The following is a 21,346-nucleotide window of genomic DNA, read 5'->3' on the forward strand; positions in this document are numbered from 1 at the left end:
GGCCCACTCACCCCTCCGCCGCCCGGGCCAGGAGCTCGCGGGCGTGCCGCAGCGCCACCTCCGACGCCGTCCCGGCCATGAGCCGGGCGATCTCGGCCTCGCGCTCGGCGCCCTCGACGCGGCGCACGTCGGAGCTGGTGACCCGCCCGTCCGTCGACTTGGTCACCACGAGGTGGGAGTCGGCGAAGGCCGCCACCTGCGCGAGATGGGTGACGACGATGACCTGCGCATGGGCGGCGAGGCGCTTGAGGCGCCGCCCGACCTCGAGGGCCACCTGGCCGCCGATGCCCGCGTCGACCTCGTCGAAGACGAAGGTGTGCCCCTCCTCGCCGCCGGCCAGGACGACCTCGAGGGCCAGACGCACGCGGGAGAGCTCACCGCCGGACGCGACCCGGGAGAGCGGCGCGGGGCTCTGGCCCGGGTTGGCGCTGAACAGCAGGCGCACCTGGTCGGCGCCGTACGGGCCCGGTTCGGGCAGCGGCTCGAGCTCGAGGAGCAGGCGCGCGTTCGGCATGGCGAGGGCGGCGAGCTCGGCGCCGGCGTCCCGCATGAGGCGCTCGGCGGCCGCCGCCCGCAGCGCGTGGATGCGCCCGGCCCGCTCGGCCAGGGCCGCGTCGAGCTCGGCGCGGCGGGCGCGCAGCTGCTCGATCCGCTCGTCGTCCCCGGACAGGTCGCGCAGGCGCTCGGCGGCGTCTCGGGCCCAGGCGAGCACCCCGTCGACGTCGGCGCCGTACTTGCGGGTGAGTCCGGCCAGGGCCGCGCGACGGCCGGTGACGGTCTCCAGCAGGGCGGGGTCTGCGTCGAGGTCCGCCAGGTAGCCGGCCAGGTCGACGGCGGCGTCCTGCACGAGGGCCGCCAGCTGGTCGAGCTGAGCCGCCAGGGGCCCCGCCTGGGCGTCAGTGTCGGCCATGCGGTGCACCTGCGTGCGCGCCCGCCCGATGAGGCCCAGCGCGCCGGGGTCGTCGTCATCGCCGTCATCGGCGCCCGACAGGGCGTGCCCGGCGCTCGCGGCGAGCATCCGCAGGTCGTCGAGCCCTTGGAGACGCTCGGCCTGGACGGCGAGCCGGGCGTCCTCACCGGGCTGCGGGTCGACCGCCGCGATCTCCTCGAGGCCGAGGGCGAGCATGTCGTGCTCCTGGGCGCGCTCGCGGGCGTGCCGGGTGCGTTCGTCGAGCTCGGCGACGACCCGCCGGCGCTCCTCGAAGTCGACGCGGTAGCGGGCGAGGGCCCGGGCCAGCTCGGGCCCGCCCGCGGCGTCGAGCACCTCGCGCTGGCGCTCGGGGGTGCCCAGACGGATCTGCTCCGACTGGCCGTGGATGGTGGCGAGCTCGCCGGTGATCGGGCCCAGGACTCCGAGCGGCACGGGCACTCCGCCGAGCCAGGCGCGGGAGCCTCCGGTCGAGCGGACCCGGCGGGTGACGATGAGCTCGCCGTCGTCGGTCTCGGCGCCGAGCTCGTCGAGACGTCCGGCGACCGGGCCGAGGCCGGTGAAGACGCCCTCGACCTGCGCGCGGTCGGCGCCGCGACGGACGGCGCCGGCGTCAGCGCGGCCGCCGAGCAGGAGGCCGAGGCCGGTGACGATCATCGTCTTGCCCGCCCCGGTCTCGCCCGTGACGGCGGTGAGGCCGGCGGCGGGCTCGATCTCTGCGGAGCCGATGACGCCCAGCGAGGAGAGGCGCAGGCCGGTGAGCACGTCAGAACCTCGGATTGCGCCTTGGGGCGCGCCAGCCCTCGACGTCGAGCCCGAACTTCTTGACGAGCCGGGTGGTGAAGGGCTGCTCGGACAGGCGGGCGATCTGCAGGTCCTGAGGGTAGCGCTCGATGACGATCGAGCAGCCGGAGCGCAGGTCGGCGCTGCGCCGCCCGTCGCACCACACGACGGCGTCGGGCCCCAGATCGCCGCCCATGAGCTGGAGCTCCACCTGGGAGCTGGGGGCGACGACGCAGGCCTGCGCGAAGAGGGCGTGGGCGGCGATCGGGACGACCTCGAAGGCCTCGGTGTTCGGCCAGATGACGGGCCCGCCGGCACTGAATCCGTAGGCGGTGGAGCCGGACGCGGACGCGACGAGCACGCCGTCGCACGCCCAGCGCGAGAGCGGCCGCCCGTCGATGGAGACCATGAGGTCGGCCATCCTGCGGCGCGAGGCCTTCTCGGTGCTCACCTCGTTGACCGCGAAGGAGTTCCACAGGGTCGTGCCGTCGGTGTCGAAGACGTGCGCGCCGAGCGTGAGGCGCCGCTCGATCGTGTAGTCGCGCGCCGCGACCTTCTCGATGAGCTCGCGGATCTCGGAGGCCTCCAGTTCCGCGAGGAAGCCGACGTGGCCCAGGTTGACGCCGAGCAGCGGGATACCGCGCGGCAGCGCCCACTCGGAGGCGCGCAGCATGGAGCCGTCGCCGCCGAAGACGACGATGAGCTCGACCCGGGAGCCGACGGCAAGCGGGCTGATGTAGGCGTCGGGCAGCTGCTCCCGCACCTGATCGACGTGGTTCGCCTCGACCACGCACTCGATGGTGTGGCGCCGCATGCCGTCGATGAAACGGACGGCGGCGGTGACCGCCTCCGGACGGGTCGGATGGATGACGACGGCGACGCGACGGGTTTCTTCCACGGCGGCAAGCCTAGCGGCCGCCGCCGTGCCGGGCCTGCTCAGGCCCGGCGCAGTCCGATGAAGAACTCGACGTTGCCCGCCGGCCCGGGCAGCCGGCTCGGGGCCCGCCAGAAGCACTCCCAGCCCAGCCGGGCGGCCTCGTCGAGCACCCGGTCCACGGCCCCAGCCCGCTCCGTCTCATCGGTCACCACTCCCCCGGCGCCCAGCCGCTGCCGCCCCACCTCGAACTGGGGTTTGACGAGGAGCAGCGCCGTGGCTCCGGGAGCGAGGACGCCGAGGACGGGCGCCATGACGAGGCGGAGCGAGATGAACGAGACGTCGCCGACGGCCAGGTCGACGGGCGCCCCGTCCACGTGGTCGAGGCCGAGCCCGCGCAGGTTGACCCCCTCCAGGTTCCGCACGCGCGGGTCGGCGCGCAGCGGCGGGGCCAGCTGTCCGTGGCCGACGTCGACGGCGTAGACCCGCCGGGCGCCGCGCGACAGGAGCACCTGGGTGAATCCCCCGGTGGAGGCCCCGGCGTCGAGAACCCTGGCGGGCACCGTCACGCCGGACTCGTCGAGCGCGCCGAGGAGCTTGTGAGCGGCGCGCGAGACCCACGGGTCGGTCTCGACGAGGAGCGCGTCGTCGGGCCCGACCGGTGTCGACGCCCTCGTGACGACGTCGCCGGCGACGCGCACCCGTCCCGATCTGATGAGTTCGAGCGCATGGGAGCGTGAACGCGCCAGCCCCCTGGCGGGCAGTTCGAGGTCGAGCCGGCGGCGCCCGGGACCCGGGGTCACGGGCGGCGGCCGGGATCGGGGGACTCGGCGCGGGTTCCGTCGAGGATCTCGGCGAGGCCCTGCTGGGCCGCGGTGAGGCGTTCGAGCCGTTCCCCGACGGGCAGGGCGTCGACGCCGGCCAGCTCGGCGAGCACCCCGTCGACGAGGCGGTTCCCGGTGACCGGGGGCTCTCCGGCCCGCGGCCCGGGCACGGCCTCGGGCTCGGCGGGGTCGTCCTGCGGGGATGCGCTCATGGCGCCGAGCCTAGGCCACCGGCGGGGCGGGGTCCAAGAGGCGGCCGCTCAGGCGAGGAGTTCTGCGAGCAGCGCTCGGCCTGCTCCAGGCGCCGCGGCGGCCGCTCAGGCGAGCCCGCGGGCGCGGACGAAGGCCTCCGCCCGGTCGAGCCGTTCCGCGCCGAAGACCTGGAGCAGTTCGGCGATCTCGGGGCTGACCGGACGGATGAGCTCGGCGGCGCGCAAGTAGTCCGGGGCTGCGGCCGTCGCACGGAAGAGCTTCCTGCACCTGGCTCGCGGTCGTCCTCGGCAGGCTCCTGATGAGCGTCGCGACGGGGATCTCGGAGACCCCGTCGGCCTCGCGGCCGATGGCGTCCGCGGCGGTGAGCAGCCCCGTCCTCACCTCGTCCGCGAGCGAGACCATCCGGGTCAGGCGAGCCGCGGCGACGGGGTTCGCGATCTTGATGCGGCGGGCGTTGATGAGCTGGGAGAGCATGGGCGCCGAAATGCCGAGCAGGCGGGCCAGCTCGGACTGGTTCAGCCCCAGCGCCTGCCCGCACCGCTTGAACACATCGGACAGCGGGGCCCGTAGAGAGCGGTCTGCTGCATGCGGACTTCCTCGGGAGCGACCATGCGAGCCACTCGACGCCGATTTGCAGCAAGTCTCGACATCGGGCGGTGCCCCTCCCAGGATCAGGACGACCGCCACGAGGATGCACAGCGCACCGCCCCCGACCACCAGCGGGGAGGCCACGCGCCCGCGGTTCCGCCCCGCGCCTGAGGCGCCGTGGACCGGAGCGGCCGGGACGGCCTGGGCCGACGCACCGCGACCGGGCGCGGCGGGACCGCCCTGGACCGGCGCGGCGAGAGCATGGGCCACGACGGGGACGGGCGAGGCGTGCCCGGGCGGGGCCATGGCGCCGATCTCCCATCCGGGGGCTGCGGACCACGGGCCGGGCGAGGGGCTGGTCTGCGCGAGGACCGGCCGGGGGCTGACCCCGGTCACGACGCCGTCGGCGGCCCGGACTGGCACGTGGCGCTCCTCGGCGCCGCTCCTGCCCGCGGGCAGGAGCCCGTCCGACCCCCCCAGCAGGGGTCCGATCTGGTCGAAGACCTCGACGGGCTCGTCGACGGCGGGCGCCGGCACGACGGCGGCGAGCTCCTGCCAGGCCTGGGCCGCGCTGGCGGTGCGCCGGGGGACGTCGGCCAGAAGATGCGCCATGAAGGTCCCCAGCGGGGTGCCCGCGAACCGGTCCGGGACAAGGGCCGGGCCGTCCTGGCCCGGGCGGGCCCCGTGAGCAGCTCGATGAGGACGACGCCCACCGCGTACAGGTCCTGGGCGGGTTCGGGGTCCGCCCCGTACCTGGCCCCGGGGGACACGTGGTCGGGCGTGCCGATCACCTGGGTCACCCGCGCGAGCCGGGGCTCCGCTTCTTGGCAGCCGGGCTCCAGGGACAAGAAGACGGGTCGCCCGCGCGAGCCGGGGCTCCGCGATGGGTGCCGCCGTGCCGGAGTCCGAGAGGACGATGTCCGGCGCGCAGCCCGGGCGCAGCAGGATGTCGGCGGGCTTCCGTCGCAGTGGACGAGCCCTGCCGAGTGGATGACGTGGAGGGCCTCGAGCAGTTGGCCGATGGCCGGCAGCACCCAGGCCTGCGGCAACGAGCCGTAGTCGCGCAGCAGCCCCGACGCGGAGCCGCCGTGCACGAGCGGCATGGCGAAGATGATGCGGTCGTCCTCGACGCCTCGGGCTCGATGGCCTCCGAGGACGGCACTGGAACGCCCACGATCGACGCCGCCCGCAAGTCACTCACCTCGCTCGTCAACTCGCTGCCCACCGACGCGAAGGTCGGCATGCGCGTGCTCGGCGCCACCGTGAACACCGACCCGATGCCCGCCGAGGCCTGCGACGACACCCAGCGGACCGTCGACATCGCCTCCGGCAACCGGGCCCAGCTCATCTCGGCCATCGGCAAGTACTCCCCCAACGGCTGGACGCCGATCCCCAAGGCGCTCGAGCAGGCCGGCACCGACCGGGGCGGCAGCGGCAAGCGCTCCAACGTGCTCGTCTCCGACGGCGAGTCGACCTGCGGCGATCCCTGCCCCACGGCCGAGTCGCTGGCCTTCACCGGCGTCGACCTCACGATCGACGTCGTGGGCCTGTCAGTCGACGAGACGACGCGCCAGCAGCTCCAGTGCGTGGCCGACAAGGGCAAGTACTACGGGACACCGGGACCTGACCAAGGCGCTGCAGCAGGCCGTCCAGGACCGCGACGTGCGCCCCTTCGACTACGACGGGGCCGAGGTCACCGGCACCGCCAATGCGGGCAGCGCCCCCACGGTGGGCTCCGGCTGGCTACTGGAAGGACACGATCCCCGCCACCGGCAACGAGTCCGACACCCTCACCCGCTACTACGTCGTCAAGCGCAGCGCCAAGCAGACCGACATCGCCGCCACGGCGCTGATCCCCAGCACCTCCCATGAGCAGGAGACCGAATCGGGCAAGAATCGTCAAGGCCGAGCTCCTGGTGGGAAACGACTCCCGCGCCAGCTCGAGCTGGGACAGCATCAGCGGCTCCTCCTACGATCCCTACCTCACCGCCGGTGCCATGTCGATCAGGGACGACTACCAGACCGACTGCCGCGACGCCGACCAGATGATCCTCAAGGTCGACCTGAGCGACCTCGACCTCACCACGAACCGCTCGCTCCAGCTCAAGGTCGGCGAGTAGCCGCGGGTGGCCGACGCCGACGCCCAGGGGGCCGCCGCCGAGAACGCCGACGAGGGCGACTTCCAGGACACGACGAGCAAGTTCGGCGGCGCCACAACCCAGATCCAGGGCGGCAGCTCCCCGGCCTCCGGCCCCCGGCTCGAGACGAACAAGCTCTACCAGAGCACGATCGTGCCCGGCGAGATGCAGACCTTCACCGTGCCGGCCCGCTGGGGCCAGTCCATCGCGAGCAGCATCAACGTCATGCCCGTCACGAACGACCAGGCGGGCAAGCTCAATCGCAAGACCGACAGCCTTCCCCGCATCGCCACGAGCCTCATCGGGGCGGACGGCGAACCGCACAGCGTGACCAGCCGCGCCGTGGACAAGACGGGCTCCGACACGGAGACCCCATGGTCACCGATCCCATCGTCCACGCCCCGGGGAGCAGTGCGCTGACCGACCAGGCCGGCGACCACACGGTGACCGTCGCGATGTCCGACGACGAGGCCCTCGCCGGCTCGGAGTTCGGCTACCGGCTCTACGTGCAGGCCGTCGGCGACATCCTGCCGCCGCCGAACTACCGGACCTACGAGGAGTCCCTCACGGCCACCCCGTCGCCCTCCGACAGCAGGACGACCGCAACCGCCGGCCCGACCGCGAAGGGCCCCTCCTCCGCCACGTCGGTGAAGCACATCCTGCTCGTCGTCGGCGGCAGCCTCGGCATCTGGTTCACCACGCGCCGACGCCGTTGCCACGCACGGGCGCGCCGCGGGGCCTGGTCGACTCAGTCGTTGTCGGCCAGGCCCCGCGCCTGGAGGGCCTCGCCCATCTCGAGGGCACGGCCGACGGCGCCGACGATCACGGGCGCGACGAAGCGCCAACCGGCCCGCTCGATCCCGCGGGCCCGGGCGGCGTCGCGCACCTGGCGCACGCTCAGCAGCAGACCCGGGATCGAGTTCCACATGATGTTGATCGTCAGCGCGAACCTCTCCGGACTGGCCCCGAGCGGTTTGAAGGGCCTGGCGAGCGAGGCGATGGCGTCCATGAGCACCGAGGCGGGCGTCGTGCAGGTGAGCACGCGGGCCAGCCACAGGCACGAGAGCGTGCCGCAGACGAAGACGACGCCGTTGCGCCAGCTCAGGAAGAAGGAGTCGTAGACGAGGATGAGCGCGCTCATGACGAGCACGCCGAGCATCGGGTCGAGCTCGCGCGGGCTGCGCCGGGCGCCCACGACGAGCACGAGCGCCGAGAGCACGAGCGTCGCCGCCGAGACGGGCCAGCGCCCGGCGAAGAAGGGCACCACGCCCAGCACGACGAGCAGCAGGTACTTCACCACCACCGGGGCCCGGTGCATCAGCGAGTCACCGGCCCGGTAGGCGCCCAGGTAGTTCTCGAGCCTCATCGACGCCCGCCCGCGGGTTCATCCGCTCGCACGGCCATCTGCTCGCGGTACCGGGCGATGATCTCCTGGGGGGAGCCGTCTCCCATGACGCGCCCGGCATCGACGAGGAGGACCCGGTCCATGCGGGCGGCCAGCTCCAGGTCGTGCGTGGAGCACACGAGCTGCTGGTCGAGCCCGTCGAAGGCGCGGCCGAGGATGATCCTGTTCCTCAGGTCGAGCAGGGTCGTGGGCTCGTCGGCGATGACGATCGAGGGCCCCACCGCCAGCACCGCGGCCAGCGCGACGAGCTGGCGCTCACCACCCGAGAGGGTGTGCACGGAACGATTGGCGACATGCTCGAGGCCGTGCGAGGCCAGCACCTCCAGGGCCCGGCGCTGGCGCTCGACCCGGTTCCTGATGCTCGCGCGCAGGCTGAGCTCGATCTCCTCCAGCGGGGTCGCCATGACGAGCTGGGCGGCAGGATCGGTGAAGACATGGCCCACTCTCCGGCGCACGGCCCTGCCCTCACGGGCGGGGTCGAGCCCCTCGACGAGCACCTGCCCGCTGGTCGCCCTGATCAGGCCGTTGACGAGCTTGAGGAGTGTCGACTTGCCGGAGCCGTTGGCGCCGATGACGGCGATGCGCCGCTGCGGCAGGCTGAGCGTGACGTCGCGCAGGATCCGCGTCGTCACCGCGCGTCCGTCGAGGTCGTAACCGTCGACCTCCACACCCGCCTGCCGGTACTCGATCATCGACGGTTCACGCCTTCCTGGCGGGCATGAGCCGCGGGAAGGCCGACAGCACCGCCACCGCGAGCAGAGCGGCGATGACGACCTTGAGGAGGTCCAGCGGGAAGAAGGGGGCCGTGGTCAGCAGGGCCGCGCCGAGACCCATGTGCAGATTGGGCGCCACCATGAACCATGCGACGCCGAACAGATGGGTGATGACGACGCAGACGACACCTGCCACGGTCAGCCAGACGGCGAGCAGGCCCTTGCGGGGGCGCCTGCGCAGCAGCGCGGTGCGGAGGGCCCCCGCGACGAGGACGGCGACGACCCAGCCGATCACATAGCCCCCGCTGGCGCTCACGAAGATGCTCGGGCCCGAGCGGCCGCCGCTGAAGACCGGCAGACCGGCCACCCCGACGAGCAGGTACAGGAGCACCGAGCAGACCGAGCGCCAGGCGCCGAGCACCAAGGGCGCGAGGACGATGATGATCATGTGGAAGGCGAAGGGAACCGCCCCCACCGTGAAAACGGCCGGAATGAGGGCGAAGACCGCGATGAGGGCGGCGAAGACCGCGATGAGGGCCAAGTCGGAGGCGGTGAGGCCGCTCCGTGACGCGGTGTTCTTCTCATCCTCGGTGATCATCGGCGAGCTCCTGTGTGTCGTTCCGGGCGCCCCACTGCGGTGGCGCACACCCATCGTACAGACACTCCTGAACAGTGTTCAACCAGCTCGTGCCGTGGGCACCCGCTCCGCGCCGGCGCCCGGACGGCACCGCCCCGGACGAGCACGCGTCACCGCACCGCCCCGCGCCCCCTCGACGCGGCGGAGGAGCCCGCTGCGAGCCGCACCCCCGACAGAGGCGGGCGGGGCTGGGCTCAGTGCAGTAGGTCGAGCGCGCGGGCGAGCTCCTCGGTGTCGACCACGACGCCCTCGTCGGCTGCGCGCCAGGCCAGCTGCAGTGCCGCCCACAACGCATCGAGCTGGCCCCGCCGGTCGGTCCCGACGCCGTCGACCCACAGCTTGCCGTCGACGACGGTGGCGACCGACGAGCCGCATCTCGCCGAGTCCTCGACAACCTCGGCGCTGCGGACCGGTTCCAGCAGCGCACGGATGTCGTACCCGATGCGGGTGGGCCGCCAGGGGGCGTCGGCGGCGAGCAGATCGCGCACGCCGTGGGCCCCCGTGAAGACGAAGAGCGAGTCCATGTCGACGTTGTGGGCGCCCTCGATGTCGGTGTCGAGGCGGTCCCCCACGAAGATCGGGCGCTCGGCGGACAGCCGGCGGACGGTCTCCCGCAGCAGCGGCGGGTACGGCTTCCCCGCCATCTCGGGCTCGGCACCGGGACCCAGGCAGACCCGCAGGGTGGCGATCTGAGTGCCGACACCGGGCTCCAGGCCGAGGTCGGTGGGACGGGTCATGTCGGGGTTCGTGGCGAACCAGCGGGCACCGGCCTGCACTGCGTGCGCAGCGTCCGTGACGCGCGGCCAGGTCATCTCGGGGTCATAGCCCTGGATCACGGCGGCTGGCTCGTCGCGGCTGCACCACACGGGGGTCAGACCGGCGGCCTCGATCTCGGCGGCGAGCGCGCTGGTGCCGCTGATGAGGACCCGGGAACCCGCGGGCAGGGTCTCGGCGAGCATCCTGGCCGACGCCTGGGCGCTCGTGACAACATCGGCGACATCGCAACGGACGCCGATCCGCGTGAGGTGCTCGGCGACCGTTCGCGGGGTGCGGGCGGCGTTGTTCGTGACGAAACCGACCCTGACGCCCTCGGCGCGCAGACCGTCGACCCCCTCGGGGGCTCCCTCGACGGCCCGTGGACCGAGGTAGATCACACCGTCCAGGTCGAACAGCGCAGCGTCGTACCGGGCGCACAGCTTCTCGCTCACCGATTCTCCTCGGTCTCACCATCATCGGCCACCGCTTCGGACGCCGCCTCGTCGCTCGGACCGGCTCCGGCGTCGTCCCGCCCGGACGGATCGGCCGCACCGTCCCCGCCGGCAACGGCGACCTCCACGACCTCGCCCGCGCAGGGCCGGTCCTCCTCGTCTGGGCGCGGCGCCCCGGCGCCGTCCTCGTCGGTCGGGCCGGTTCCCCCGAGGCCGGCTCCGGCGTCGTCCCGCCCGGACGGATCGGCAGCGCCGCCCCCGCCGGCAACGGCGACGTCCGGACCGTCGACGACGGGTCCACCAAGGGCCGTCGCATCGACGGGGATCACCGCACCGACCGGTCGGGAGCCGTCGGGTTCGTCGCCCTCGCGGGGGTCGGGGGCCTCCTCGGAAGGCCGTTCGGAATCGCCCGCACCCGTCGTGCGCCCGTCCTCGGGTCGGACGTCCTCGGGCTCCTGCTCCTCGACGTAGAGATCCTCGTCGGTCTCGTCGATCGGGGGCCGGAAGGCATCGGGCACCTCTGCGCCCAGGGCCTCCAGACGGTCGGCGACGTCGAGGGCGTGCTCCCCGTCGAGCCTGCCGGCGGCCGTGAACCATGTGACGGCATGGTGGACGTCACCGCGCTGGGCGAGGATGTCCGCATAGGCGTAGCGCAGGCGGGCCTGCGACGAGGGCCTGCCGAGCTTGGCCTCGATGGCCCTGCGAAGCACGCGCAGGGCCTCCTCGTCCTGACCCACGTCGTGCCGGAGGCCGGCCTCGACGAGGACCAGTTCGACGTGCTGCGCCGCCCCCAGCGGGGCCGCATGGCCCTGACGAATGGTCCGCAACGCCTGGTCGTGGCGGCCCATGGCGCGCTCGCAGTCGGCGATGACGGGCAGGTACTCGTCGCTGCCGGTCATGCGGGCCACGGCCCGGTACTCGGTGAGCGCTGTGGCGTAGTCCTCCGCCGCGTAGGCGGCCTCCGCGGACGCCTCACGGATCACGGGCAGACGGGCCGCGCGCCGACGGGCGGCCCGGGCATGCCGGTTCGCCAGCGCGGGATCCTCGTCGATCAGTTCGCCCGCGGCGATGAGGTGGGCCATGACCTCGCGGGCCAAGTCGAGAGGAAGACCGCGGAGTTCGGCGCGCACCGCCCGCGGCAGCAGCCGTTCGTCGAAGTCGAGATCGACCTCGGGCTCGTCGTCGGGACGCTCCAGACCGGGGGGTGCGACGCGTTCGTCACGGCGGACGCGATCGTCGTCACGACGCCGGTCTCCGCGGTCGTCCTGCCAGGACCGGCGCCCCGGGCGATCGGCGCGCCCGGACCGGGACCCGTCACGACCACCCCGACGGTCGCCGCCGCGCCCGGCGGAGTACCCGCGGGAACCTCCACGGCCCTCGCCTGAGCGGCCCCAGCGGTCGTCGCGCGCCGGACGCCCCGAGGATCCCCGACAGCGGTCATCACGGCCGCCACCGGCCCCCGCGTCCCTGGGCCGGCGGAGGCCGTTGCGGTCCTCGCGCTCGGAGCCGGCGGTCCGCCACCGGTCATCCCGGCCGTGACCGGTGCGCCGCTCGTCGCGCCAGTCGCGTGCGCCTCGGCCCCCTCGGTCATCATGACGGCCGGCCCCGGTACGGCCCTCACGACGGCCCCCATCGCGTCGGGACTCGTATCGATCCTCACCGCGACCGCGGCCGCCGTCACGGCGGGCCCGGTCCCCGCGATCGTCCCAGCGACCGCGCCCCTGACCTCGCCGATCGTCCCGGGCTCCGCGCTCCGCGCTCCGCCGGTCGTCGCCCCAGCGACGATCACGGGAGCTTCCCGAGCCCCTGACGGGATCGGGACGCCGTCCACGACCGGCCCAGGGCCCGCCGTCACGGCGATCCTGCCCCTCCCGGCGGTCACCGGTGTACCGGGAGCCCCAGCCCCCGTCGCCGCGGGGCGAGTCGTCCCGCCGGGAGCCCCGGCCGCCGCGGTACACGCGGCGCTCCTGACCGCCACGACTCCGACCGCGGTCGCCCCGCGGGGCGGAACCGTCACGGTCGCCCCAGGAGCCGAAGCCACGCTCGCGGGCGGGACCGCCACCACCGGAACGACGACGACCGGAGGAGCCGCCTTGGGAACCGCCCCATCCGTCACCGCGGTCACGATGAGGCCCCCGAGCGTTCGAATGATCCGATGACCTGTTCATGTTTCCGTCCTGCCCGGCTACGAAGCGACCCTATTGACGAGTGAGATGAAGAGCACAGGTGAACGAGCGGATCGGCGCCGTCCGGCCTGTGGGTTTGGTTGGTGGTTGGTGGTGTTGTCGTGTTCGGGTGGCTGGTGCGGGGTCTGGTCGGGTGGTGTTGTCTGTGGTTCGGTCGGGGGTGGGGGTCCTGCCGGTCGGCTGCCCGGTTGTCTGGTGGGGTGTCTGGTGCTGGTGTGGTTGTTGAATGGTTGTCCCCCGCAGGGGGTGGGGGGCCCTTGGTGGGGTTCCCGGCCCCCTGCGGGGGATGGTGTGTGGTCCGGCGGTCTCCTACTCTCCCACACGCTCCCGCGTGCAGTACCATCGGCGCTGGAAGGCTTAACTTCCGGGTTCGGTATGGGACCGGGTGTTTCCCTTCCGCCATGGCCACCGGCACGGTCTCTGACACCGGACGGCGGAGCCCCCTGGCCGGGGTTTCCTGTCCGTGTGTCCAGAACAACACAGTGGACGCGAGCACCAGCAGTCACGGGCCCACCCCCTCTTCGTGGGGCGGGTGTGTGTGGCAAGCCTCTCGGCCGTTTGGGATCGGTCAGCTCCACGCCTCGCGGCGCTTCCACGTCCGACCCATCAACCCGGTGGTCTGCCGGGGGCCTTACCAGCACGAGGCTGGGGAATCCTCATCTTGAAGCGTGCTTCCCACTTAGATGCTTTCAGCGGTTATCACTTCCCAACGTGGCCAACCAGCCATGCTCCTGGAGGAACAACTGGCACACCAGAGGTTGGTCCGTCCCGGTCCTCTCGTACTGAGGACAGCCCTTCTCAAGATTCCTACGCGCGCAGCGGATAGGGACCGAACTGTCTCACGACGTTCTTAACCCAGCTCGCGTGCCGCTTTAATGGGCGAACAGCCCAACCCTTGGGACCGACTCCAGCCCCAGGATGCGACGAGCCGACATCGAGGTGCCAAACCATGCCGTCGCTGTGAGCGCTCGGGCAAGATCAGCCTGTTATCCCCGGGGTACCTTTTATCCGTTGAGTTCTGGCGCTTCCACACGCCACCAGAAGATCACTAGTCCCGACTCTCGTCCCTGCTCGACGTGTCCGTCTCACAGTCAAGCCCCCTTGTGCACTTGCACTCGACACCTGGTTGCCGACCAGGCTGAGGGGACCTTTGGGCGCCTCCGTTACTCTTTGGGAGGCGACCGCCCCAGTCAAACTACCCGTCAGGCACTGTCCCTGAACCGGGTCACGGTCCGAGGTTAGACAACCAGAACGACCAGAGTGGTATTTCAACGACGACTCCACGGCCACTGGCGTGGCCGCTTCACAGTCTCCCACCTATCCTACACAAGCCGCACCGATCACCAATACCAAACTGTAGTGAAGGTCCCGGGGTCTTTCCGTCCTGCTGCGCGTAACGAGCATCTTTACTCGTAATGCAATTTCACCGAGCTCGTGGTGGAGACAGTACCCAAGTCGTTACTCCATTCGTGCAGGTCGGAACTTACCCGACAAGGAATTTCGCTACCTTAGGATGGTTATAGTTACCACCGCCGTTTACTGGGGCTTAAGTTCACCGCTTCGCCGAGAGGCTGACGGTTCCCCTTGACCTTCCAGCACCGGGCAGGAGTCAGTCCGTATACATCGTCTTACGACTTCGCACGGACCTGTGCTTTTAGTAAGCAGTCGCTTGGGTCAATTCACTGCGACTCCCGGCGCTGAGGGCCGCGCGGGCCCCTCACGCCTCAAGTCTCCCTTGTCCCGAAGTTACGGGAGGATTTTGCCGAGTTCCTTCACCACGATTATCTCGATCGCCTCGGTATTCTCTACCTATCCACCAGTGTCGGTTTGGGGTACGGGCGGCACAACAACTCGCTCACGAAGCTTTTCTAGGCAGCATAGGATCACTCGAACACGGACCCTGCTGACAGGGCCCCTCTCATCATCTCTCAGGCACACGACCAGCGGATTTGCCTACCAGTCACCCTACAGACTTGACAGCCTTACCATGACGGCTGTCGAGCTACCTTCCTGCGTCCCTCCGCAGCTTGTCTACTACAGACTCGGTTCACAGACTCGACGCCACCGGCACCCGAAAGCGCCGGAGACATCTCGCGTGCTTAGCATCACCCGATTCGACAGGACCGTTGCTGGGCCGGTACGGGAATATCAACCCGTCAACCATCGACTACGCCTGTCGGCCTCGCCTTAGGACCCGACTCACCCGGGGCAGATCAACTTGACCCCGGAACCCTTGGATATTCGGCGGACGGGTTTCCCACCCGTCAAAACGCTACTCATGCCTGCATTCTCACTCGCGCGCACTCCACGCCGGGTCACCCCGACGCTTCACGGCACGCACAACGCTCCCCTACCCATCCACACGCCCGGCACCGGACACAAGGCCCGGCACCCGGCACACGCGCGGACGCCACAGCTTCGGCGGACGGCTTGAGCCCCGCTGAATTGTCGGCGCGGAATCACTTGACCAGTGAGCTATTACGCACTCTTTCAAGGATGGCTGCTTCCAAGCCAACCTCCTGGTTGTCACCGCAACTCCACATCCTTTTCCACTTAGCCGCCCCTTGGGGGCCTTAGCTGATGGTCTGGGCTGTTTCCCTCTCGACGACGAAGCTTATCCCCCGCCGTCTCACTGCCGTGCTCCAACTTGCCGGCATTCGGAGTTTGGCTGATTTCAGTAAGCTGATGGGCCCCCTAGACCATCCAGTGCTCTACCTCCGACAAGGAACACACGACGCTGCACCCAAATGCATTTCGGGGAGAACCAGCTATCACAGTGTTTGATTGGCCTTTCACCCCTACCCACAGCTCATCCCCCAGGTTTGCAACCCTGGTGGGTTCGGGCCTCCACGACGTCTTACCGTCGCTTCACCCTGGCCATGGGTAGATCACACCGCTTCGGGTCTAGAGCATGCGACTGGACCGCCCTGTTCGGACTCGCTTTCGCTACGGCTACCCCACACAGGTTAACCTCGCCACACACCACTAACTCGCAGGCTCATTCTTCAAAAGGCACGCCGTCACCCCCACGAAGAGGGCTCCGACGGATTGTATGCGACCGGTTTCAGGTACTATTTCACTCCCCTCCCGGGGTACTTTTCACCGTTCCCTCACGGTACTGGTCCGCTATCGGTCACCAAGGAGTATTTAGGCTTGACGGGTGGTCCCGCCGGATTCACGCGGAATTTCAGGGGTCCCGCGCTACTTGGGACGTGCCCAAGGAAGACGATGTCATACGTGTACGGGACTGTCACCCACTCCGGTACGGCTTCCCAGCCGCTTCCACTTCAACACCGCTTTGTCACTCCCCGCCCTCCTGACAGCTCGGGCAAGAACACTCCCACAACCCCGCACGTGCAACGCCTGCCAGCTGTCCACACACGCACGGTTTGGCCTCCTCCGCTTTCGCTCGCCACTACTCACGGAATCACTGTTGTCTTCTTCTCCTGTGGGTACTGAGATGTTTCACTTCCCCACGTTCCCTCACACCCCCCTATACATTCAGGGAGCAGTCGCCGGCCTCACGACCGGTCACCTTCGAGGTTCCCCCATTCGGAAATCCCCGGATCAAAGCTCGTCCACCAGCTCCCCGGGGCTTATCGCAGGTCACAACGTCCTTCATCGGCTCTTGGTGCCTAGGCATCCACCGATCGCACTCAGTAGCTTGTCGAACACACATGTCAATCGAAACTACAAAGATGCTCGCGTCCACTATGAAGTTCTCAACACACGCACGGAACCGCACGCCGCACGGGACGAACCCGCCCGACACACGACCGCCGACGAAGAAGCCACCGCACGGCCGCTCCCTCACAACCCAACAGCGTGCCCCCAGCCAGCCCTCCACAAAAAAACAAGCCCGACCCGCACCACCGGCACGAGCCGGCGCACGGGCCCCGCACCCACCAGGAAACCCCAGCAGACACGAGAAGACAGGCATCCTTAGAAAGGAGGTGATCCAGCCGCACCTTCCGGTACGGCTACCTTGTTACGACTTAGTCCTAATCACCAGTCCCACCTTCGACGGCTCCCCCCACAAGGGACAGGCCACCGGCTTCGGGTGTTACCGACTTTCATGACTTGACGGGCGGTGTGTACAAGCCCCGGGAACGTATTCACCGCAGCGTTGCTGATCTGCGATTACTAGCGACTCCGACTTCATGGGGTCGAGTTGCAGACCCCAATCCGAACTGAGACCGGCTTTCCGAGATTCGCTCACCCTCACAGGCTCGCAACTCTTTGTACCGGCCATTGTAGCATGCGTGAAGCCCTGGACATGAGGGGCATGATGACTTGACCTCATCCCCACCTTCCTCCGAGTTGACCCCGGCGGTCTCCAACGAGTCCCCAGCCGAACTGCTGGCAACATTGGACGAGGGTTGCGCTCGTTGCGGGACTTAACCCAACATCTCACGACACGAGCTGACGACAGCCATGCACCACCTGTGAACCGGCCGAAAAGGCACGCCCATCTCTGAGCGCTTCCAGTACATGTCAAACCCAGGTAAGGTTCTTCGCGTTGCATCGAATTAATCCGCATGCTCCGCCGCTTGTGCGGGGCCCCGTCAATTCCTTTGAGTTTTAGCCTTGCGGCCGTACTCCCCAGGCGGGGTACTTAATGCGTTGGCTACGGCACGGATCACGTGGAATGCGACCCACACCTAGTACCCACCGTTTACAGCGTGGACTACCAGGGTATCTAAGCCTGTTTGCTCCCCACGCTTTCGCTTCTCAGCGTCAGGAAAGGTCCAGAGAACCGCCTTCGCCACCGGTGTTCTTCCCGATATCTGCGCATTCCACCGCTCCACCGGGAGTTCCATTCTCCCCTACCTTCCTCAAGTCAACCCGTATCGACAGCAAGCCCGAGGTTGAGCCCCGGGATTTCACTATCGACGCGATCAACCGCCTACAAGCTCTTTACGCCCAATAATTCCGGACAACGCTCGCACCCTACGTATCACCGCGGCTGCTGGCACGTAGTTGGCCGGTGCTTCTTCCCCCACTACCGTCACTCGCGCTTCGTCATGGGTGAAAGCGGTTTACAACCCGAAGGCCGTCATCCCGCACGCGGCGTTGCTGCATCAGGCTTCCGCCCATTGTGCAATATTCCCCACTGCTGCCTCCCGCAGGAGTCTGGGCCGTATCTCAGTCCCAATGTGGCCGGTCGCCCTCTCAGGCCGGCTACCCGTCAAGGCCTTGGTGGGCCACTACCCCACCAACAAGCTGATAGGCCGCGAGACGATCCCTGACCGCAAAAAGCTTTCCAACAACCCGGATGCCCGGGAAACTGAATATTCGGGATTACCACCTGTTTCCAAGTGCTATACCAAAGTCAAGGGCACGTTCCTCACGTGTTACTCACCCGTTCGCCACTCGTGTACGCCCGAAAGCGCCTTACCGTTCGACTTGCATGTGTTAAGCACGCCGCCAGCGTTCGTCCTGAGCCAGGATCAAACTCTCCGTAAAAACCACCGGACCAGACCCACGAAGAACCCGGCCCGACAAAAACAACAAGAGAACAACCCCGACCCCATCCAGAAAAACGGACAGGACAGAAAAGTCCACTCAAAGAAAAACCATGCCGGCCCACAACAGGCCAACACAGAAAACACTGACTGAAAAACACGCTGTTGAGTTATCAAGAAACAACCGCACAACACAACCAGAACCACACAAGCCCCAGCCACGCACACGGCCCGAACAACCCACCAAAAAGCAGGCCACCCGAATCCCCACTTCACACCACCGCCCTGCGGCAGCTCAATCAATTCTAGGGAACCGACCGGTGGAAGTCAAGTCGACTCCTGCCCCGGGGACCGACACCGTCGGCCGCACGGAGTTCGGATGTCGTTGTCGACCTCCCACCCCACCGGAACCGATGACTCATGGCCGTCGGTCATCCGGTCGGACGGCCCCTGCTCGGCGGGTCTCGGGAAAGACCGCCTCGCGAGGGGCGAGAGAGAATGATACCCTCGAGCGTGGCACCGTGCAAGTCCATGGGTCATGGACCTCGGAAGGGATCCGTCGTGCCTTGTCAGGGCACGATGAGGCCCCCAACGGTGCGCTTGCCGCGGCGCACCAGGACGTACCTGCCGACGAGCAGGTCGTCCTCGTCCAGGCGCGCGTCGACGTCGGTGATCCGCCGGTTGTTCAGATAGGCGCCGCCCTCGGCGACGGCCCGGCGGGCGGCGGACCTCGAGGGCACCACTCCGCTGGCGGCGAGCGCCTCGGTGACGAGCGGCAGCCGGCCGTCGACCGGGCCGAGCTCGACGGCCCCGAGCTCGGCCATGACCATGGCGAGGGTCCCCTCGTCGAGGGCCCGCAGCTCGCCGCGGCCGAAGAGCGCCGCGGCGGCGGCCTCGGCGGCCTCGCGGGCCCGGACGCCGTGGACCAGGTCGGTGACGTCGTCGGCCAGGGCGTGCTGGGCCGCCCTCTTGAAGGGCGCCTCCCGGGTGAGCGCCTCGAGCTCGCCGATCTCGTCGCGGCTGCGCGAGGAGAAGATCTTGAGGTAGTCGACCACCTTGGCGTCCTCGGCGTTCAGCCAGAACTGGTGGAAGGCGTACGGGGAGGTTCGCTCGGGGTCGAGCCAGACGGCTCCACTCTCGGTCTTGCCGAACTTGGTGCCGTCGGCCTTCGTGAGAAGGGGCGTCACGAGGCCGTGGACGACGTCCCCGGTGGTGCGGCGGATGTAGTCGATGCCGGCGGTGATGTTGCCCCACTGGTCCTGGGCTCCGGTCTGGAGGGTGCACCCGCAGCGCTCGTGCAGGGCGGCGTAGTCGAGGGACTGGAGCAGGACGTAGCTGAACTCCGTGTAGCTGATGCCCTCGTCGAGCCGGCGGGCCACGACGTCGCGGGCCAGCATCCTGTTGACGCTGAAGTGCTTGCCGACGTCGCGCAGGAAGTCGAGGGCCGACATCTCAGCCGTCCAGTCGAGGTTGTTGACGATCTGGGCGGCGTTGGCCCCCTCGAAGCTCACGTAGCGGCTCACCTGGTCGCGCAGCGACTCGACCCAGCCCGCCACCGTCTCCTTGGTGTTCATGACGCGCTCGCCGGTCATCTTGGGATCGCCGATGAGGCCGGTGGCGCCGCCCACGAGCAGGAGCGGGCGGTGGCCGGCCTCCTGGAGCCGGCGGGCGAGGATGAGCTGCATGAGATGGCCGATGTGCAGGCTCGGCGCGGTGGGGTCGAAGCCCACATAACTCGTGACCATCCCCTCGTCGAGGTGGGCGGCGAGTGCCGCTTCGTCCGTGGTCGTCGAGATGAGGCCACGCCATGCCAGGTCGTCGAGGAGCGCATTCACCCGGTCAGCCTATGCCAGGGCGTCGGGCCGGGCGGACGGGGCGGGCGGGCCTGAGCCCCGCCCGGGCGGGGCTCAGGCCCGCCCGCCCCATGCGGCGGCGTCGCGGACGGCGTCCTCGACGGCGGCGAGCTGCTCGGCGACCCGCTGCGGGGCCGTGCCGCCGCGGCCGGAGCGCGAGGCGACCGAGCCGGTGATCGTCAGGACGTCGCGAACGGACGGCTCGAGGTGCGGGTCGATGCCGGCCAGCTGCTCGTCGCTCAGCTCGGACAGCTCCGACGAGTGAGCCTCGCAGAACTGGACGGCCCGACCGGTGATGTCGTGGGCGCGGGCGAAGGGGACGCCGCGACGGACGAGCCAGTCGGCCATGTCGGTGGCGAGGGAGAAGCCGCGCGGGGCGGCGAGCGCCAGACGCCCCTCGTCGAAGGCGAGGGTGCCGACCAGACCGGCGACGGCCGGGAGCAGGACGTGGAGCTGGTCGATGTCGTCGAACAACGGCTCCTTGTCCTCCTGGAGGTCGCGGTCGTAAGCGGTGGGGAGGCCCTTGAAGGTGGCCAGGAGGCCGGTGAGATTGCCGATCAGCCGGCCGGCCTTGCCCCTGGCCAGTTCGGCCACGTCAGGGTTCTTCTTCTGCGGCATGATGCTCGAGCCGGTGCTCCAGGCGTCGTCGAGCCGGGCGAAGCCGAACTCCGGGGTCGTCCAGGCGATGACGTCCTCGGACAGGCGCGAGAGATCGACGCCGATCTGCGCCAGGACGTAGGCGGTCTCGCTCACCAGGTCGCGGGCCGAGGTGCCGTCGATGGAGTTGAGCACGGAGTCCTCGAAGCCGAGGTCGTGGGCGACCTGCTCGGGATCGAGTCCGAGCGAGCTGCCGGCGAGGGCGGCGGAGCCGTAGGGGCTGACGGCCAACCGGCGGTCGAGGTCCCGGAAACGGTCGACGTCGCGCAGCAGCGGCCAGGCGTGGGCGAGCAGCTGGTGGGCGAGCAGGACGGGCTGGGCGGTCTGCATGTGGGTGCGACCCGGCATGATCGCCGACGGATGGGCGTGCGCCTGGGCGCACAGGGCGGAGACGACCCCGCAGACGTCGAGGGCGAGGGAGCGGATCTCGCGGCGCAGGTAGCTGCGGATGAGCGTGGCGATCTGGTCGTTGCGGCTGCGGCCGGCCCGAAGCCGGCCGCCGAGCTCGGGCCCGACCCGCTCGGTGAGGATCCGCTCGAGGGCCCCGTGGACGTCCTCGTCGGTGGGGGCCGGGTGCAGCCGCCCGTCGGCCAGCTCCTCGGCCATCCCCGCCAGGGCGGCGTCCATCGTGGCGTGCTCGGCATCGGTCAGCAGGCCGGCGGCGTGCAGGGCGCGGGCATGGGCGCGGGAGCCGGCGATGTCATCGGGGGCGAGGCGCCAGTCGAACCGGGTGGAGACCGACAGGGCGAACATCGCCTCGGCCGGACCGCCGGAGAAACGCCCGCCCCACAGAAAACCCTGCTGATGACCCTCGCTCATGCCCTCGCCTCTCGTGCTCGTCGTACGGCGCGTCCCGTCGCACCGCAGTGGATTC

17 protein-coding genes and 3 rRNA genes are annotated in these 21,346 nt (G+C 69.7%); 4 read left to right on the forward strand and 16 right to left on the reverse strand.

Translation table 11 applies throughout. The features are described from left to right. Window positions 1–7: 7 nt before the first annotated feature. Genes recN through EGX94_RS01915 form a run of 5 tightly spaced genes read right to left on the reverse strand, consistent with a single transcriptional unit; the run spans window position 8 to window position 4,822 of the window. Window positions 8–1,693, reverse strand: a complete 1,686-nt coding sequence (gene recN, locus EGX94_RS01895) for a DNA repair protein RecN (RefSeq protein WP_021797646.1) — start codon at window positions 1,691–1,693, stop codon at window positions 8–10. A gap of 1 nt (window position 1,694) precedes the next feature. Then, entirely contained in the window at window positions 1,695–2,609 is a 915-nt protein-coding gene (locus EGX94_RS01900) for an NAD kinase (RefSeq protein WP_021797651.1), read from the reverse strand. A 38-nt stretch (window positions 2,610–2,647) separates the two neighbouring features. After that, window positions 2,648–3,388: a TlyA family RNA methyltransferase gene (locus EGX94_RS01905; protein WP_021797650.1), complete on the reverse strand. Its 741-nt coding sequence runs from the start codon at window positions 3,386–3,388 to the stop codon at window positions 2,648–2,650. Then, window positions 3,385–3,621, reverse strand: a complete 237-nt coding sequence (locus EGX94_RS01910; RefSeq protein WP_021797645.1) for a hypothetical protein — start codon at window positions 3,619–3,621, stop codon at window positions 3,385–3,387. The genes EGX94_RS01905 and EGX94_RS01910 overlap by 4 nt, the downstream gene beginning before the upstream one ends. Window positions 3,622–3,631: 10 nt before the next feature. Next, the gene (locus tag EGX94_RS01915) at window positions 3,632–4,822 is read right to left on the reverse strand and encodes a helix-turn-helix domain-containing protein (RefSeq protein ID WP_021797649.1); all 1,191 of its coding nucleotides are present in this window, start codon (window positions 4,820–4,822) and stop codon (window positions 3,632–3,634) included. 476 nt (window positions 4,823–5,298) lie between these two features. Between EGX94_RS01915 and EGX94_RS01920 the strand changes: the two genes are divergently transcribed. Genes EGX94_RS01920 through EGX94_RS01930 form a run of 3 tightly spaced genes read left to right on the forward strand, consistent with a single transcriptional unit; the run spans window position 5,299 to window position 6,768 of the window. Then, the gene (locus EGX94_RS01920; protein ID WP_028707088.1) at window positions 5,299–6,063 is read left to right on the forward strand and encodes a VWA domain-containing protein; all 765 of its coding nucleotides are present in this window, start codon (window positions 5,299–5,301) and stop codon (window positions 6,061–6,063) included. 15 nt (window positions 6,064–6,078) lie between these two features. Continuing rightward, entirely contained in the window at window positions 6,079–6,330 is a 252-nt protein-coding gene (locus EGX94_RS01925) for a hypothetical protein (RefSeq protein WP_021797648.1), read from the forward strand. 6 nt (window positions 6,331–6,336) lie between these two features. Beyond that, on the forward strand, window positions 6,337–6,768 hold the full coding sequence (locus tag EGX94_RS01930; protein ID WP_021797659.1) for a hypothetical protein: 432 nt from the start codon (window positions 6,337–6,339) through the stop codon (window positions 6,766–6,768). A 130-nt stretch (window positions 6,769–6,898) separates the two neighbouring features. Here the strand turns inward: EGX94_RS01930 and EGX94_RS13255 are convergent, their stop codons facing one another. The 6 genes from EGX94_RS13255 to EGX94_RS01955 all read right to left on the reverse strand — a co-directional run bounded on the left by EGX94_RS13255 (window position 6,899) and on the right by EGX94_RS01955 (window position 11,393). Beyond that, window positions 6,899–7,048 (reverse strand): hypothetical protein, encoded by a 150-nt coding sequence (locus EGX94_RS13255; RefSeq protein ID WP_155945087.1) that lies wholly within the window; start codon window positions 7,046–7,048, stop codon window positions 6,899–6,901. Window positions 7,049–7,096: 48 nt separating this feature from the next. Then, window positions 7,097–7,714 (reverse strand): energy-coupling factor transporter transmembrane component T, encoded by a 618-nt coding sequence (locus EGX94_RS01935; RefSeq protein ID WP_021797655.1) that lies wholly within the window; start codon window positions 7,712–7,714, stop codon window positions 7,097–7,099. Then, a complete protein-coding gene (locus tag EGX94_RS01940; RefSeq protein ID WP_021797653.1) occupies window positions 7,711–8,445 on the reverse strand; it encodes an energy-coupling factor ABC transporter ATP-binding protein in 735 nt (244 codons plus the stop codon). The genes EGX94_RS01935 and EGX94_RS01940 overlap by 4 nt, the downstream gene beginning before the upstream one ends. A gap of 7 nt (window positions 8,446–8,452) precedes the next feature. Further along, the gene (locus EGX94_RS01945) at window positions 8,453–9,064 is read right to left on the reverse strand and encodes a biotin transporter BioY (RefSeq protein ID WP_021797657.1); all 612 of its coding nucleotides are present in this window, start codon (window positions 9,062–9,064) and stop codon (window positions 8,453–8,455) included. A gap of 233 nt (window positions 9,065–9,297) precedes the next feature. After that, entirely contained in the window at window positions 9,298–10,311 is a 1,014-nt protein-coding gene (locus EGX94_RS01950) for an HAD-IIA family hydrolase (RefSeq protein ID WP_021797652.1), read from the reverse strand. After that, on the reverse strand, window positions 10,308–11,393 hold the full coding sequence (locus EGX94_RS01955) for a tetratricopeptide repeat protein (RefSeq protein ID WP_081660804.1): 1,086 nt from the start codon (window positions 11,391–11,393) through the stop codon (window positions 10,308–10,310). Before EGX94_RS01955 ends, EGX94_RS01950 begins: the two co-directional genes overlap by 4 nt. On the opposite strand from EGX94_RS01955, the gene EGX94_RS01960 reads away from it, so the two are divergent. Beyond that, window positions 11,385–11,696, forward strand: coding sequence for a hypothetical protein (locus EGX94_RS01960; protein WP_081707401.1), 312 nt, complete (start codon window positions 11,385–11,387; stop codon window positions 11,694–11,696). The two genes, EGX94_RS01955 and EGX94_RS01960, sit on opposite strands and share 9 nt — an antisense overlap. A gap of 1,097 nt (window positions 11,697–12,793) precedes the next feature. On the opposite strand, the gene rrf is transcribed toward EGX94_RS01960, so the two are convergent. The 5 genes from rrf to argH form a co-directional block, all read right to left on the reverse strand. Then, a 5S ribosomal RNA gene (rrf, locus tag EGX94_RS01965) occupies window positions 12,794–12,910 on the reverse strand. Between the two features lie 124 nt (window positions 12,911–13,034). Further along, window positions 13,035–16,167: ribosomal RNA gene (locus tag EGX94_RS01970) — 23S ribosomal RNA — on the reverse strand. Window positions 16,168–16,443: 276 nt separating this feature from the next. Beyond that, window positions 16,444–17,963 (reverse strand): 16S ribosomal RNA (locus tag EGX94_RS01975). Together the 16S, 23S and 5S rRNA genes form the textbook arrangement of a ribosomal RNA operon. Window positions 17,964–18,531: 568 nt before the next feature. After that, window positions 18,532–19,797: a tyrosine--tRNA ligase gene (gene tyrS, locus EGX94_RS01980; RefSeq protein WP_021797382.1), complete on the reverse strand. Its 1,266-nt coding sequence runs from the start codon at window positions 19,795–19,797 to the stop codon at window positions 18,532–18,534. Window positions 19,798–19,869: 72 nt separating this feature from the next. Next, window positions 19,870–21,291, reverse strand: a complete 1,422-nt coding sequence (gene argH, locus EGX94_RS01985; RefSeq protein ID WP_123825825.1) for an argininosuccinate lyase — start codon at window positions 21,289–21,291, stop codon at window positions 19,870–19,872. Window positions 21,292–21,346: the final 55 nt, after the last annotated feature.

Source organism: Propionibacterium acidifaciens (assembly GCF_003798325.1).
In the GTDB taxonomy this organism is placed as follows: Bacteria; Actinomycetota; Actinomycetes; order Propionibacteriales; family Propionibacteriaceae; genus Propionibacterium; species Propionibacterium acidifaciens.